Source organism: Desulfocurvibacter africanus subsp. africanus DSM 2603 (assembly GCF_000422545.1).
Classification (GTDB): Bacteria; Desulfobacterota; Desulfovibrionia; order Desulfovibrionales; family Desulfovibrionaceae; genus Desulfocurvibacter; species Desulfocurvibacter africanus.
In genome coordinates, this window is sequence record NZ_AULZ01000012.1 from 67248 (window position 1) to 81886 (window position 14639).

Annotated in this window: 12 protein-coding genes and 2 pseudogenes; 8 read left to right on the forward strand and 6 right to left on the reverse strand. The window is 56.7% G+C overall.

Going from position 1 to position 14639, the window contains the following annotated elements; genetic code table 11:
* Positions 1–7: 7 nt before the first annotated feature.
* Positions 8–181 (reverse strand): hypothetical protein, encoded by a 174-nt coding sequence (locus H585_RS23255; protein WP_154658850.1) that lies wholly within the window; start codon positions 179–181, stop codon positions 8–10.
* Between the two features lie 118 nt (positions 182–299).
* On the opposite strand from H585_RS23255, the gene H585_RS0109440 reads away from it, so the two are divergent.
* The 6 genes from H585_RS0109440 (at position 300) to H585_RS22505 (ending at position 6010) form a co-directional block, all read left to right on the forward strand.
* On the forward strand, positions 300–536 hold the full coding sequence (locus H585_RS0109440) for a hypothetical protein (protein ID WP_027367639.1): 237 nt from the start codon (positions 300–302) through the stop codon (positions 534–536).
* Between the two features lie 530 nt (positions 537–1066).
* Positions 1067–1816 carry a S24 family peptidase gene (locus tag H585_RS0109445; protein ID WP_014261475.1) on the forward strand — a complete coding sequence of 250 codons (750 nt, stop codon included), beginning with the start codon at positions 1067–1069 and terminating at the stop codon, positions 1814–1816.
* Between the two features lie 1388 nt (positions 1817–3204).
* Positions 3205–3369, forward strand: a complete 165-nt coding sequence (locus H585_RS23470) for a hypothetical protein (protein WP_014261477.1) — start codon at positions 3205–3207, stop codon at positions 3367–3369.
* Positions 3370–3372: 3 nt separating this feature from the next.
* Positions 3373–3657, forward strand: a complete 285-nt coding sequence (locus H585_RS0109470) for a hypothetical protein (protein WP_027367641.1) — start codon at positions 3373–3375, stop codon at positions 3655–3657.
* Positions 3658–4266: 609 nt separating this feature from the next.
* Positions 4267–5115: a hypothetical protein gene (locus tag H585_RS23045; RefSeq protein ID WP_138708177.1), complete on the forward strand. Its 849-nt coding sequence runs from the start codon at positions 4267–4269 to the stop codon at positions 5113–5115.
* Positions 5116–5152: 37 nt separating this feature from the next.
* Positions 5153–6010 carry a radical SAM protein gene (locus tag H585_RS22505; RefSeq protein WP_081678637.1) on the forward strand — a complete coding sequence of 286 codons (858 nt, stop codon included), beginning with the start codon at positions 5153–5155 and terminating at the stop codon, positions 6008–6010.
* Between the two features lie 12 nt (positions 6011–6022).
* On the opposite strand, the pseudogene H585_RS22900 reads toward H585_RS22505, so the two are convergent.
* The 3 genes and pseudogenes from H585_RS22900 to H585_RS0109480 all read right to left on the reverse strand — a co-directional run.
* Positions 6023–6621, reverse strand: a pseudogene (locus tag H585_RS22900) (IS5 family transposase); the annotation flags it as partial.
* 126 nt (positions 6622–6747) lie between these two features.
* Positions 6748–6855: pseudogene (locus tag H585_RS23685) on the reverse strand (IS5-like element ISCARN85 family transposase); the annotation flags it as partial.
* Between the two features lie 131 nt (positions 6856–6986).
* Positions 6987–9806 (reverse strand): ATP-binding protein, encoded by a 2820-nt coding sequence (locus tag H585_RS0109480; RefSeq protein ID WP_027367643.1) that lies wholly within the window; start codon positions 9804–9806, stop codon positions 6987–6989.
* 557 nt (positions 9807–10363) lie between these two features.
* Here H585_RS0109480 and H585_RS0109485 point away from each other — a divergent pair.
* Positions 10364–11056, forward strand: coding sequence for a tellurite resistance TerB family protein (locus H585_RS0109485; RefSeq protein WP_027367644.1), 693 nt, complete (start codon positions 10364–10366; stop codon positions 11054–11056).
* An 827-nt stretch (positions 11057–11883) separates the two neighbouring features.
* On the forward strand, positions 11884–12252 hold the full coding sequence (locus H585_RS0109490; RefSeq protein ID WP_027367645.1) for a NifB/NifX family molybdenum-iron cluster-binding protein: 369 nt from the start codon (positions 11884–11886) through the stop codon (positions 12250–12252).
* 422 nt (positions 12253–12674) lie between these two features.
* On the opposite strand, the gene H585_RS0109495 is transcribed toward H585_RS0109490, so the two are convergent.
* Together H585_RS0109495 and H585_RS0109500 are read right to left on the reverse strand one after the other, a co-directional pair.
* The gene (locus tag H585_RS0109495; protein ID WP_027367646.1) at positions 12675–13940 is read right to left on the reverse strand and encodes a Y-family DNA polymerase; all 1266 of its coding nucleotides are present in this window, start codon (positions 13938–13940) and stop codon (positions 12675–12677) included.
* Entirely contained in the window at positions 13918–14373 is a 456-nt protein-coding gene (locus tag H585_RS0109500) for a LexA family protein (RefSeq protein WP_027367647.1), read from the reverse strand. The genes H585_RS0109495 and H585_RS0109500 overlap by 23 nt, the downstream gene beginning before the upstream one ends.
* Positions 14374–14639 lie beyond the last annotated feature (266 nt).

Sequence of the window (14639 nt, forward strand, 5' to 3'; positions counted from 1 at the left end):
CAGCGGTTCATTCAAACAGAGCAGATTGCTTTAAAGACGCCCGCTCCGGCGTTGACGGCGCAAGTGAATTGCGCCTGCGCCTGCGCGGCGGCACGCCATGCCGACGCATGGTTTGCGGAGCATTTTCAAAAGCAAAATGCTCTAGATGGCCCTGGAACTCGAAAGGTGCGCTGCCGTTCATTCTATCCTCTCCTTCCGGCCAAGCACCACGGCCGATGGCTGACCGCATTGCCGGTAGAATCCTCTTGTGGTAGACGGGCCATGCACGCCGACTCACTGTTACGTTGAGGAGAAAAACCATGTCGCAAGGCTTCGATGCAGGGCTGCCGGATGCCGAGTTCGGCCTTACCGACGATCTTGAAATCGCCTGCGAGTACACATGCCCCGCATGCCGCACGCGCAGGGAACTAGTGCTTAAGGATCCCGGCGCCAACGGCCCATTCCCCTGCCCTTGCGGCGGCTTCGCTCTCCCCATGGAGCCTTTCTCCGCACAGGTTGCCGAGCTCACGAGAATCCTTAAAACTTACGGCAAGTAACGCCCAGCGAGACATTGCCAGGCCACCTCCCTTTTCTCCTCCGCCCTGCGCTCGTGCTCGCGGCGCTCCTGGGCTGCGCGCCGGTCCGCCCGAGAAGCCGCTTTATGCCGAACAGACGGTTGAAAAGTCCGTCCTGGACTTTTCCAAATCCGCAATACTTGAGCAAAGCTCAAGCATTGCTCACGGATGCTGCGCATCCGGCGGGCCTTCCTGGCCCGCACAGCCCTTTTTTCAACGGGCTGCTCACGTCCAGAACAGCCCTTGCTGCGCGCTCATGGATCTTGTATGGCATATCCATATTCGCATAGCGACAGAACCGACTCACGAATGACTGCGAACGGCCAATCCGTGTTCCAAATTCGGCCTGACTGAAATTATTGAGCTTGAGAAGCTCGCGGAGCCCGTTAAATTCTGACATGCAAACACTATAATCAAATATGCATACTATTTCAAGATTAATCATACGAATATGATTAAGACAAATTCGCATAAACCGGCTAAGCCTTTTAAGCATAAACAGGGGGGACCCAATGGGGCTCTATGATGAGATCAGGCGCGGCGTGGAGCGGATAGCCAAGAATCGTTACGGCAGCCCGACCGCAATGTGCCGCGAGCTTGGCATGGCCAGTCAGCAGCCAAAGATCTCCCGCCTGCTGGGCACCGGCTCCGTTCCGGCGGCGGACTTCGTTGCGGAGCTGCTGGACAAGCTTGGAGTGCGCTTGATCTGGCCGGACCAGGTCAAAGACACGGCGCAGGAAGTGGTTTTCATAGACTATGAAGTAGCGAGAACGGCTTCGGCTGCGCTCAGGGTAACGCCCAAGGCCGAGGACTACCGGGCCATCCCGCTCACCTCGGAAGACGTTGCCGCCGGGCCCGGCCTTGTGCCCGAGGACAGCATACAGGGCTGGGTGCTCCTGTGGAGACACATCCCAGCCCTGATGACCCGCAGAAACCTCGTGGCCAGCAAGATCGGCCACAACCAGCGAAGCATGACTCCCGTGCTGCACCCGGGCGATTACATCGTCATCGACAGGGATGACATCACCGTGCCCGATTCTCCGCACGGCAACGTCTTCCTGGTCCGTGATCCGCACGACGGCCTGGCCGTCAAGCGGGTGCGGGTCCAGTCCAGGGCCGGGCACACCATGCTGGTCCTGTACTCGGAAAACCCCGAGTACCCGCCGGACATCATAGACCTGACGGCTGACTACGATGGGGACTTCGGCCGCGCCATAGTCGGGCGCGTGGTCTACTCATGGAGTGATATGACAAAGAAGTGACGCGTACTGCGCTGCAATAAACAGCTTTCTCCCATCCTCCGACTCGTAGCATATGGATTCGTAAGCCAGTTCACTAAGCCCGCCCGCCGCCCTCGGCATGATCACCGTGCCTGAGGAATGCTCCAGCCGCATTCCGGGATTGTTGTCCTGCCTGTCATCCATGGCAAACCGATACTCCCTCAGGTCCATGCTGGCCAACTCTTCTCGCGACCACCCCATCAACGCGCAAAAAGTATCGTCTGATTCGGCCAGCTCCAGGCCGTTACTAGTGACATTGTAGATTGCCCTCCCAGCCCTCGGGTCGCATAGAATAGACACGTCGCTTCTCCTCCTTGAATGGGCCAACACTCCCTTACGCATAAGCTGGCGTGAATATGCACCGGCTGTTCCATATCGAGTAGGGTCTGCAAATTCGGGATGTCCGATTCGCGTTGCGAGTCGTTTTATTATATACAAATTTAGTTTTCAATTCTTGACTTTACCATTCGAATTTGAATAGAATGTGGCCACAAAGCGACGCACCCCACGCCCGAACATTCCGCGCCACGGCCGGCAAGTAGGGAGAGAGGGGCGGCGGCAATAGCCCGGTACCGCAGATAGCGCAAACCCCTCGGCCCAGTAGGGCGACCTGGACAAGGGTCTGATGATCCCCAGCAAGCCACGAACGGAGAAGTCGAAGCAAAGGGCGGGACCGGGTGGAGAAGCAGAGGTTCTTTGGCAGATCGGAGCTGATCCAGCCTCCAGGAGCGCCCCCGTTGCGCCGGCGGGTCCGCTACCCCCCCCACATTAGAGCATTTGCTTTTGAAAATGCTCTGCAAGCCATGCGTCGGCATGACTTGCCGCCCGCGTAGGCGTAGGCGCAATTCACTTGCGCCGTGAACGCCGGAGCGGGCGTCTTAAAAGCAATCTGCTCTATGAGGCCGGGCGAAGGTCCTTTCCTCGCCCGTGCCCTGGAGGCTGGATCGCCGATTTGCCCACGTGCCCGGAGCGCCCGGAGCGTAAGGAGCGGCAGGACCATACGCGGTTCATCATCGCAAGGCTCGGCTGGGCAAGGCTCGGCCGGCCGCTCCGTAAATGCCGACCAGCTGCTCGCCTCCACCCCCCGAGGCCAGCCAGGGGGCCGTAATGATGAAAGCTGGCAGGCCCGCCGCGGCAGAATCGAGTCCGCACATTCATTTCAACCGCCCCCGAGGGGTCGATAGGCTCCTCGGGGCCCCGCCAAAGCGCCGGACTGCGGCGTTTTCGGCGCAGACAACGCACGCTGCGCACAGGAGGACAGCCATGCGCAAAACAGACCCGGAATTGAACGTCGCGGCAGCCCTGTACGCCCTGGCCTTCGTGGCAGCCTTTGTTGCCGCGATCGTCCTCGCAACTTGTTGGAGGTAGCCATGCTCTACACAGGAAGCGCCCTGGAGCAGCAGGAACTGCAGGCCATGCCGCTGGCCGACGCCAACCCCAGGCCGAACCGCAGGATCAGGCGAATCCCCTGGGGGGCGATTGCCTGGGCCATGGTTCTGGCTGTCGTGACTTGGCTCATGGGCAGGAACTGGTAGGCCATGACCATCATCGTGCAGATACGCGGCCCCTACGGCGGATGGTTCGACGAGATCAACTGCCCCGACATGGCCCGGGCCGAGCGCGAGGCCGCTGACATCGTGGCCCACGGCGAACGGCCCGAGGACGTGCGCATCATCGCGGGAGAGATCAGGCAGGCCCCGGCCTGCTGCGAATGGGACCCCGAGCTGGCGGGAGTAGCGGCCTATGGGCAGGCTTCTGGACAGGCCTATGGACGAGAAGAAGCGGGAGACGAGGCCTATACGCGGGCCAAGGAAGCGGCCTGAGGCCAGCTCCGCGCGAACTCGGCCGGCGTGACCCCATTCAGGGCATCAGCAACGCCGACGACTACACCGCTCCTGGCACATCCAAAATCGGCCCGGACCGGCTGGCCAAGTGCCGGGTCGCCATCAGATGGTCGTGATCCCGCCGTCCTCGCAGCAGGACGAAGCTCTCCTCAGCCTGGACGCGGCAACTGGTGAAGGACTAACCTAGAACTGGTTTCATAATCTCCCAAAGTCACAAACTGACTAGGAATCCCTATCTCCTTTTTGTGTCTGACCGGCTCATGATATAATTTCAAGCTCTTCGGAAAACCTGATCTGCCGTTTCCTTGACTGAGTTGTTTGTATTCCATATGCATTAAGCACTCTAAGCTTATGAGCACACACAAAAATATTGAAACACGTTTTGTCGTTAAAATTCGTAGGATAAAAGGCGTTGGCTGCATTGCTCACGCCAGCGGATGGAGCTTTGAGAATATATACATATAACTTCACAGGCGATCGGGTCGCTTGCAATCGTCGATCGATACTCACCTTAGGCCCGATGCCCATTTAACTCCGTATACGCTCGCAAGATTTTCATTATGGATTTCATTAAAGGATAGTCAATAGATGGCACACTCAAACCGACGCCTAATACATTGGACACTCGTCATCGTAGAAGTGCTTCTCTTTGTTGCTGCAACAGCCTGCGCATACTTAAGCCAAAAGAACGAGTGGCCTTGGTTTATTGCCATCTCTATATTTGCGATAGCCCTATTTACCATCACAAAGGTCTTTGCAACCCTTCCCGGTGCTCGCGATCTCTTAGCCAGGGATGATATGGCATCAAAAATGGCATTATCTGCCGAGAAGTATGGAGTATGCGAGTACTTCAATATGCAGGATTCAGAGGATCAAGAATTAAGAAACAAAAAGACACAACACGATATTGAAAATGCTAGCATTCTTTGGCTCTGCGCAAACTCTGGCGCATCATTTTTAGATCCCTCGATATACCGTCACTGGTCATTTATCGAGAATAAATTGAATAATGGTGTTGAGTTCCGTGTCGTACTTTTGGATCCATATTCTAATGAGAAGCGCTTCAGAAATCAAATCAACGTTGCAGGTGAACTATTAGATTCCAAATTGAATCTAGCAAATATCATAAAATTACAAAATAAGTTTTCCTCACTTGAAATAAGATTTGTTCAAAACGGAATGAATGCTACAGTCTTTGCAACAAATGAATTTTTGTATTTTGATCCATATCACGTCGGCGTAATCGAAGATCGTATTGAAAATCGTTGCTTCTCGCTTCGCATTAAGCCGTCGAACCCAGAAAAAGGTGTGGGATTATATCGCCTTTTCAGGTCTCATTTCGAGACACTTTGGCGAGCAAGTATTACATTTGAAGAGTGGATTGCAAAATCTAAGAACTATCTTCCTCCAAACCTACCTATTCTCAAGTCAAGATAGTGGTTTCAAATGTGTCAATCTATAGCCTTCTGTAGATATGCGTCCATCTAGAGCAGTCTTAAACTTTACACATAAGTGTGCAATGTCCTGTGACTGGTGCTATGTACCATTCGGGACTCCCCCTCCAACTCTTGTAATGGTTAACCGGATCATCAGTAGAATTGCCGAACTTGGTTTCAATAGCATCACCATTGGAGGTGGAGATCCATTCCAATACCCGTTTATATCTGATGCACTTAGACACGCAAATTCATCGGGCTTATTCGTTCATGTGGATACAAACGGAAGAAATCTGCGTCAATCGGCGACCAACCTAAGTCTTATTGAAGAAGCAGTAGATTTAATTGGTCTCCCGCTGGAAGGTTCCAAATCACAAATCCATGGTCAAATGCGCAACTCTCCAAATCACTTTGATTTAGTCTGTCGGCGCGTTAAATGGCTTAGCAAATTACGAGATCGATTGAAGATCAATACAGTAGTCTCGGCACTGAATGCTAATAACATGCTTGAACTAGGCGAGCTCATGAAAATTATAGCACCAGCACGCTGGAGCCTATATCAATACTGGCCCCTCGGCCCAGCAATCCGCGCCGCAACGAAGCACTCAATTAACGATTCTGAATTCGCCGAATGCACATCTATTCTTACTGCAACCACAAAAAATTCTAATTTCACATTAGAAATCAATAATAGAGAATCACGGCGTGAAAGCTATCCTATTATTCATCATGATGGGAAGATCTTCGTCCATAGGGCCTTTCCTTTTAGTGAGTTTACTTCCCTTGGTAATATTTTTGATTCAAACGCATTGCATTTAATAAATTCTACCTGCTCTGGAGAAAGACCCCAGACCATCTCTCGTTATTCCACGAGAAAGCAAAACGCAATGATCTAGGGCCCGTTAACGCTACCTGAGCGCTTCTACAATCAGTGCCAAGGTGAGAAAGCCAAGGTATATGACATCGAGCTCTATCTCGTTGCGCTTTTTGTACAGCTCTTTGTCATATTCCCAGGGTTCCAAGCGATTGGGACTTGGAGGAACCACGGGAACAAAACCCAGATCCCGGCTCAAGGCTCTTGTTTCATTGCCCTCGTATGCTCCATCCATGAGCAAGGGGCATGAGTCAGTCGGCGGGCCGCCCAGCATTGTCAGTAGCCACCGGCCTTGCGGGGCATCGCCTGCATTGCCGGGGGACAAGCCAAAGATCAACGGCCACCGAGCAGTCGCGGCAACCATATGAATCTTGGTTGTCCATCCTCCTCTGGATTTGCCGATTGCCTGCGGTCCTGTTTTTTTAAAGCACCCGTGCCATCTGGATGCACCTTGACGCTTGTGCTGTCCAGGGATGCCGTAGTGACTTTGATTGAGATCATCTGCTCTTCCTGGAGCCGCGTAAATATTCTATCTAGAACACCGCTTTTGCTCCAACGATTCATGCGAGTATATATGGAGTGCCAGTTTCCAAAGTGCTTAGGCAATCCGCGCCACTTGCAACCCTGTTCTAGAGCATTTTGCTTTTGAAAATGCTCTGCAAGCCATGCGTCGGCATAGCTTGCAGCCGCGCAGGCGCAGGCGCAATTCACTTGCGCCGTCAACGCCGGAGCGGGCGTCTTAAAAGCAATCTGCTCTAGAACATACAAGATGGCGTTAATAACTTGCAGGTTGTCTAGAGAGACATTGCCCCGCTGCCGAGGGAAGCTATCCGCGATGCGTAGATACTGCTCTCTGGTTATTTGCATACCAACAAGCTAGCCAGAGATTAGACAATGACAAATAGAGTTAACAGGCTCCAGGCGGCCTACGCGGCGGGCGGAGGCCGCAGCTCGATTGCCATGTTGCTGCCTGCCCCCGCTGACCGCCACGCAGGCCGTCATTCCATTCCGATTCTTTCAAGGACCCTGTCCAATTCCTCCAAGGTAATTGGCTTGGCCAGGTAATCAGTCATCCCCGCAGCCAGGAAGCGCTCTCGGTCGCCCTCGAGGGCATAGGCGGTCAGGGCGATGATCGGGATGCCGGAGTCAACGCCAGCGATCTCGCCCGCGCGGATGCGCCGGGTGGCCTCCTCGCCTCCCATCTCGGGCATGCGCACGTCCATGAGCACGAGATCGAATGTCTTGAGGGAGAGCGCATCCAGAGCCGCCAGGCCGTTTTCGACAACCGTCACGCTGTGTCCGCGACTCTCCAACAGTTCCTGGGCCACGAGCTGATTGATGGGATTATCCTCGGCCAGAAGGATGCGCAGGCTCCGCGCCGCCTTGACCGCTACCTCGGCTCCAGCCTCCGCCTGCGGTTGGTCAGTGCTCACCGGCCCGAACAGGGCCGTGAATGTGAAGATCGAGCCATGCCCTGGTGTGCTCCGCACGCTTACCTCGCCGCCCATCAGCTCCACGAGCAGTTTGCTGATGGTCAGCCCAAGGCCTGTGCCGCCGTATTTGGTCTGCGTTTCGATGTTGGCCTGACTGAAACTCTCGAAAATGTCCCCTAAGCGCTCCTCTGGAATGCCGATGCCCGTGTCGCTCACGGTGAAACGCAGACAAATGCGACCTCCATCCGTCTGCCGCACGATCTCCACGTTAACCAGGATGCGTCCTTCATGGGTGAACTTCACGGCGTTGCCCACCAGATTCATGAGCACCTGCCGCAGGCGCACCTCGTCGCCCATGAGACGCTCAGGCACATCGGATTCGATGAAGTGGTGCATTGAAACACCTTTGCGGCTGGCAGCGAGGGAGAGCGTCCCGACCACATCCTCCACTACCCGCCGCAGGACCAGGGGGCGGGACTTCAGCTCCAGTTTGCCGGCCTCGACCTTTGAGAGATCGAGTATGTCGTTGATGATGTCGAGCAGATGGTGCGCTGACTTCTGGGCCAGCTCCAGATTGCCGCGGGCCGGGGATGAGGGGTCTTTCAAGAGCGCCAGCTCGATCATGCCCATGATGCCGTTCATGGGCGTTCTGATTTCGTGGCTCATGTTGGCCAGAAACTCGCTCTTGGCCTTGCTCGCCGTATCAGCCTCCTGCTTGGCCTGGCGAAGCGCTTCCTGGGCCTGCACAGCCTGCGTCACGTCTTCGGTGAAGATGATTATGCCGCCTATGACGCCCGGAGCCGTATACCAGGGACGCGTTTCCCAGCGAATCCATTGCAGCGAGCCGTCCGCCCGCTCGAAGCGCTCGGCATCGGCGCCTTCCACCGCGCCGGCCAGGCTCCTGCGGTGCACCTGTTTCCAATGCTCGGGCAGTTCGGGGAAGGTTTCGTAATGGCTGCGGCCACGCAGCCCCTGCCTGACGAGATTGAACTCGTTCAGCCACCTCTGGCTGGCCTCTATATAGCGCATCTGCGTGTCGAACATGGCGATGGCCACCGGAGCGTTTTCCACGAACAGGCGCAATTGCCCCTCGCTCCTGCGCAGGGCCTCTTCGGCTTGCCTGATGTCGCTGATATCCCGGAAAACCACGATGCCGCCGATGACGTTGCCCTGTCTGTCGCGGATGGGTCCGGCGTTGACGTGCATGGGCAGCCGCCTGCCGCTCTTGTCCTCCATGCAGTTACTGCCGCCCTCGACGACCCGGCCCTCGCGGACTGCCTTGGTAAGCGGGAGCTCCCGCGGATCCATGGGCATCTGGCAATCTGCGTCGAATATCTTCCAGCGCGAGGAGTGCAGCACCTCGGGAATGCCGATCAGCTTCGCCTGCTCACCGCCGGAAAACTCCAGGGCGTAGCGGCTGGCCATGCGGATGTGGACATCCGGGGCGTCGGCAATGACCAGGCCCTCGGGCAAGTATTCCATGATCGCCTCCAGCGTGCGACGCCCTTCCTCGGCTTCGGCCGCTCGCTTTTCGGCCTCATTCCTGGCCTGCTGGAGCTCGGCCTCGCGCTGCTGGATGCGCCTGGCGGCATTGCCGAAATGGCCCGCAAGCCTGCCGATCTCGTCACGCGCCGGACTTGGCTCCTCCAGGGCGACTCCTCGCTCAAGCCTGCCGGCGCTCTCCTCCAAGCCACGCAGCCGCCGCGTAAGCCCGCTGGTGAACAGGAACATGCCCAAGGCGCCGCCGCCCAGGCCCAGAACCAGGACAGCCAAGCTGAACGGACGCTCCCACTGGCGGATCCGCTCCAGGCGCATGCGGCGCAAGGTAAGCAGGGCCTGCTCCTCGCTACGCATGGTCTCGATTTGTCCGGTAACAGCGGCCATGGCCCGACTGCTCTTTTCCACGAGTTCCCACAGCCGCAAGTGCTCGGGGCGCTCCTCAAGCCGGGCCAGCAACCTGAGCCGCTCGGCCACAAGAGGCTTGAGTTCCGCCGCATGTCGGAGCTGAACCGGGTTATCGCTCACCAGCATGTGGATGTCGCGCAAGTGCAGGTCCATCATGCGTTTGATGTGCCGGTAGGTCTGCATGTGCTGCTGATCGCCACTCAGGGCGAAGGCTCGCAGGTCGCTCTCGGCCCGCAGAAGCGCGGTCTCTATACGGTTTATGCTGGACAGCACGTCATTCGTATGCACCACCAGCCGAAAGGCCTCGGATTCCCGGACCTGAGTTGCATGAAAGAGCCAAACGGCGAGAACCATGGCCAGGAGAGGCAGGAGGAGCACGACATAACCCTTCCTGCGCAGGGACCAGTTGGACCACCTGGGCAAGCCGAAACGGGCTCTGTGCAGTGGCGTTGCTACGAAAGAAGATTTCTTATCGGCCATAACGCTCCATGGAGAATTGAACAAACATTAAGCATAATTTTAATAAAGGCGAAGATGAAAATGAACCCTTCCATGCTGGCCGCTTACTACCACCTATAGCGCTGAGATTGAGCCGTAAGCAGCCTGATCTAAAGCAATTTGCATTTCAGACGCTCCCTTCGGCGTTGACGGCAGAATTGCATTCCGCCTACGCCTGCGGGGCGGCAAGCCATGCCGACGTATGGCTTGCAGAGCATTTTCAAAAGCAAAATGCTCTAAAACATTCCTTTCTATAGGCCATTGATCCATCGCAACTGGTGTCCACGGATTTATAACTAATTTGCAAGCCTGCTGATGCGGTGGGTATAAATAGAGTATACCTCGATCAAGCCCAGTAATATCCTTGTATTATACCAGCTTGAACAGGAGCGGCGTATCCCTTCCTGTTCTGTAATGGCTATCCCTGTATTCGCTCTCCAGCGACCTTGTCCTTTAATAATTTGACTGCAACCCTAGCTCCTGCTAGCAAAATAAAATGACTATAGGTTCTATATCACTTCAATATATCGAGAGATAATATGGAAACACGAGGGTTACTCGATAAGCTACTCAAATCCGGCCAGGATCTGATGCAAAAACAGGCTGGCGGGAAAGCCACTGCCAGAGCCGGTCAAGGCAGCCAGTTGGGCAACCTGATCTCCGGCGCTGGAGGAGGTGCATTGGCGGCCAGCACAATAGGTCTGCTGATGGGCAACAAAATGGCGCGCAAAATGGGGGGCAAGGTCATCACTTATGGCGGCTTGGCTGCCCTCGGCGTCATTGCCTACAAGGCTTTCAACAACTGGCAGCAGCAAAACAAAGCTGCAACTCCTCAAGTTCAACCACAAACGGCGGATCGCCTGCCTGCTCCGGAAGCCGAATTGCACAGCAAGGCTGTCCTTCGCGCCCTCATCGGAGCCGCCAAGGCGGATGGTCATATCGATGATCGTGAGCGTCAATTGATCCATGAGGAAGTAACCGGGCTGACCGGCGACCAGGAAGTTCAAAGCTGGTTCGACAAGGAACTGCACAAGCCGCTGGATCCCGCAGAAATCGCAAAGTCCGCCACTACCCCGGAAATCGCCGCCGAGATGTATCTGGCAAGCTTGCTGATGGTGGATGAGCAAAATTTCATGGAGCGCTCCTATCTGGATGAGCTTGCACGGCAGATGAAGCTTGAGCCATCCTTCAAGGCCGAGCTGGAAAAGCAGGCCATGGAGGCTGCTGGCTGATCCATTTTCCTGGAAAACAATACCCACTCGGATGCGGTCGCTCTGGCGAGGCTCGCGGCTCTGGTCAGCAAGGAGCCGCAGGCTCGCCGCACCGCGGAGGCCTTGCCCTCCTGGAATCAACCCGCCAGGGGGATAGCTCCCTGGGACGTTCATTCATTGGCAGTTGTTTTAAAGCGTTTTGCGCAAGAGCTGGCAAAAACTGGGCAGGGCTTTGCCCTCCCAGACCCTCCCACCAGGGAAATGATTCCCCTGGACCCCCCATTTCAAATGCAATCTGCTTTAGTGGACAATTCCTTGGAACATGTCCTTTTGCACTGGAACTTTTGCCACTTTCTTTCTTATCACCTGCTGTTCCGGATGCAAGACTACCTGTGCCGTGATTCAAAACAAACTCGGCAGCGCCTCTGCCTGTGTACTATCGCGGAAATTTCAGAGAAGATTATAGCTCCATCTAGAGCATTTTGCTTTTGAAAATGCTCTGCACGCCATGCGTGGGCATGGCGTGCCGCCCCGCAGGCGTAGGCGGAATGCAATTCCGCCGTCAACGCCGAAGGGAGCGTCTGAAATGCAAAATGCTTTAAAAGCAATCTGCTCTAGATGATGGAGGACCTTGACAAGATCTGCGGTCACTCATTTCTGTAGCGGTAGCCCCCCAAACCGCCATGACTATTTTAATCCTACCGTTTAAGTTCAGAATGATCTCCTTGGCCTGCATGACGATTTAATGCTAATGGCAACTTCTCCGCATGGTTTCTGGCAGCGCCGGCGAAGACTTTCTATGTGGAACTGAGCTGCCCACCAGGACATAACCGAGCAGGAGATCGATCATGATCAAGATAGCAGTTCCATCCCGTGGCGGGATGGTCGATGAGCACTTCGGCCACTGCGAGGCCTTCACCATCTTCAGCATCGATGACGGAAAGGCCATCACCGATGAGGAAAAGCTCACGCCTCCTCCCGGCTGCGGCTGCAAGTCGAACATCATCCCGGTGCTCGTGCAGATGGGCGTCACGATTCTCGTGGCCGGGAACATGGGCGAGGGCGCAGTCGTCCGGCTTCAGCAGAGCGGCATACAGGTCGTGCGCGGTGCTTCCGGACCTGTACGCAATGCGGTCCAGGCCTACCTCGACGGCAAGCTCCAGGATCGCCAGGAAGTCTGCCTCGAGCATGGCCACCACGGCTGCCACGGCGAATAGCGCATTGTACTAGCTAACCGGGAGAGGGCGCTGTCCTCTCCCGGATCCTCTCCCCCCAGGGCCCCTGTCCGCATAAAACTCCCCTGCCCCAATCCATTTGCTCCCAGCCTTGAGCTTGATGAGCCTGTCCACAACCCCCTCGGGCTGCGGGCCGACGAGGACGCAACACTGGCAATGCAAGTAGGGAGGAATGCACATTATGGTCGGAAGAGGAGACAAAACAAAGGAGATGATGCGAGATAAAAGCTATCCTAGAGCATTTTGCTTTTGAAAATGCTCTGCAAGCCATGCGTCGGCATGGCTTGCCGCCGCGTAGGCGTAGGCGCAATTCACTTGCGCCGTCGACGCCGGAGCGGACGTCTTAAAAGCAATCTGCTCTCGACAGTGGAGAAGAAATGCTTTTCGCATGGTTCCCTCAATGCTTACCCCCTGACCTCCAGCAACTGATCCCACCGCGTAGTGTACGCCGGCGACAGCTTCTCTCTCTTCATGCCCCACTCAGGCTCGATCCCTCCGGCCGCGTAGACTAGCGCACCCCGACCATACCTGCGGTTGGCCGCGTCGAGCACGGCCATGGCTTTGCCGCGCTTTGCCTCATCCTTGGGCTGCGGCGCAATGAGTGAGAGCTGCCGGCTGCCCTTGGGCTCAATGCCGGCCAGGAGCACGCCGGCTTTCTGGTAGGCGTGGCCCTCGCGGAACAGGCGCTCCAGGATGCCAAGGGCTGTCCGCAGCAGATCCGGCGTATAGTCCGAGGCAACGGGCAGCGTGGCCTGGGCCAGCTCCGCATGCTGACGATGCTCGGGCTTGAACGGGTTAGTGCGGATAAAGACCTGCACGATGCTGCACACCGAATCCTGGCCGCGCAGCTTCTCGGCCGCGCGTGTCGCGTAGCTGGCCACGGCCTCGCGCAGCCCCTCCAGGTTGCGCACGTAGGCCCCGAAGCTCCGCGAGCAGCAAATTGCCTTCTTTGGCGGTGGCGCCTGCTCCATGGGGATGCACGGCTGGCCGTTCAGCTCCAGGACTGTCTGCAGCCCCTGCACGGTCATGTGCTTGCGAATCCAGACGCGGTCAGCCTGCTTGAGGTCCAGGGCCGTGCGGATGCGCCTGCTTTGCAGCAGCTTGGCATACTGGGGCCCGACGCCCCACACGTCTCCCACGTCGAGACGGGCCAGCCACTCGTCCGCGTCCGGCCCGCGCAGATCGAACACGCCGCCTGTTCCGCCCTTCTTGGCCAGTTTGTTGGCGGCCTTGGCCAGCGTCTTGGTCTCGGCGATGCCAAAGGAGACCGGGATGCCGGTCCAGCGCAGCACCCGCTCACGGATCTTGCCGCAGAAGGCGGTCATGTCACCGCGCAGACCGTCCAGGCGCAGGAAGGACTCGTCGATGGAGTAGACCTCGCAGGCCGGCACCATGTCGGCCATGGTGCGCATGACCCGCGCCGACATGTCGCCGTAGAGCGCATAGTTCGAGGAAAACACGGCCACGTTGTTGGCCTTGAACAGCGCCTCGTGCTTGAAGGCCGGCGCACCCATGGGAATGCCCAGGGCTTTCGCCTCGGCCGAGCGAGCGACAACGCAGCCGTCGTTGTTGGAGAGCACGACCACGGGCCGGTTCTTGATCCGTGGGTTGAAGGCTTTTTCGCACGAGGCGTAGAACGAATTGCAATCAGCCAGGGCGTACACGGGCATGGCCAGCCTCCGGCAGGGTGCGGTGGATGACGTGCGTCACCACGCCCCAAATCTCCAGGTCCGAGTCCGGTGTGATCTCGATGGCCGCGTAGCGTGGATTGGCCGGTGCCAGCCACAGTCGGCCGGCTTGGCGCTCCAGGAGCTTGACCGTGTACTCGCCCTGCACCGAGGCGATGACGATGAGGCCTGGGCGCGGATCAATGGAGCGATCCACCACGAGCAGATCGCCCGCGCGGATGCCAGCCCCTTCCATGGAGTCTCCGGCCGCGCGCACAAAGTACGTGGCTGGCGGGTTGCGCACGAGATGTTCATTCAGGTCGAGCGTCTGCTCCACGTAGTCGTCCGCCGGCGAAGGGAATCCGGCTTGTACGCGGCACAGCATGAGCGGAAGAGGTAGATCGGTTGTCCGTTTGAAGCGTAACAGTGCGTACATACTTGACACCTCGTGCCAGAATGTACGCGGCAAGCGTGAAAAACGTCAAGCGTCGGTGTATTGACGGGCGAATTAGATCATCAGCTTCGAATTCTAAATCCACCCGGACCTTTTCGCGTCTAACGTGAGGGAAGTGAGAACCATACGCTAAGCTAATCAATATCAGCTCATTGAGTTAGTGCATGGTATTATATTACTTTTTACACTTTCTACTGTTATTCTGAGCGGCGGCTCCGGATGCGCCTCCAGCCTCCCCTCATCCACGT

What these genes read in the sequence shown, in the direction of transcription:
- H585_RS0109495 (WP_027367646.1), bottom strand. Translation starts at nt 13,940, where the DNA reads ATGCCCGTGTACGCCCTGGCTGATTGCAATTCGTTCTACGCCTCGTGC.
- H585_RS0109445 (WP_014261475.1), top strand. Translation starts at nt 1,067, where the DNA reads ATGGGGCTCTATGATGAGATCAGGCGCGGCGTGGAGCGGATAGCCAAG.
- H585_RS23470 (WP_014261477.1), top strand. Translation starts at nt 3,205, where the DNA reads ATGCTCTACACAGGAAGCGCCCTGGAGCAGCAGGAACTGCAGGCCATG.
- H585_RS0109470 (WP_027367641.1), top strand. Translation starts at nt 3,373, where the DNA reads ATGACCATCATCGTGCAGATACGCGGCCCCTACGGCGGATGGTTCGAC.
- H585_RS23255 (WP_154658850.1), bottom strand. Translation starts at nt 181, where the DNA reads ATGAACGGCAGCGCACCTTTCGAGTTCCAGGGCCATCTAGAGCATTTT.
- H585_RS23045 (WP_138708177.1), top strand. Translation starts at nt 4,267, where the DNA reads ATGGCACACTCAAACCGACGCCTAATACATTGGACACTCGTCATCGTA.
- H585_RS0109440 (WP_027367639.1), top strand. Translation starts at nt 300, where the DNA reads ATGTCGCAAGGCTTCGATGCAGGGCTGCCGGATGCCGAGTTCGGCCTT.
- H585_RS0109485 (WP_027367644.1), top strand. Translation starts at nt 10,364, where the DNA reads ATGGAAACACGAGGGTTACTCGATAAGCTACTCAAATCCGGCCAGGAT.
- H585_RS0109490 (WP_027367645.1), top strand. Translation starts at nt 11,884, where the DNA reads ATGATCAAGATAGCAGTTCCATCCCGTGGCGGGATGGTCGATGAGCAC.
- H585_RS0109500 (WP_027367647.1), bottom strand. Translation starts at nt 14,373, where the DNA reads ATGTACGCACTGTTACGCTTCAAACGGACAACCGATCTACCTCTTCCG.
- H585_RS22505 (WP_081678637.1), top strand. Translation starts at nt 5,153, where the DNA reads ATGCGTCCATCTAGAGCAGTCTTAAACTTTACACATAAGTGTGCAATG.
- H585_RS0109480 (WP_027367643.1), bottom strand. Translation starts at nt 9,806, where the DNA reads ATGGCCGATAAGAAATCTTCTTTCGTAGCAACGCCACTGCACAGAGCC.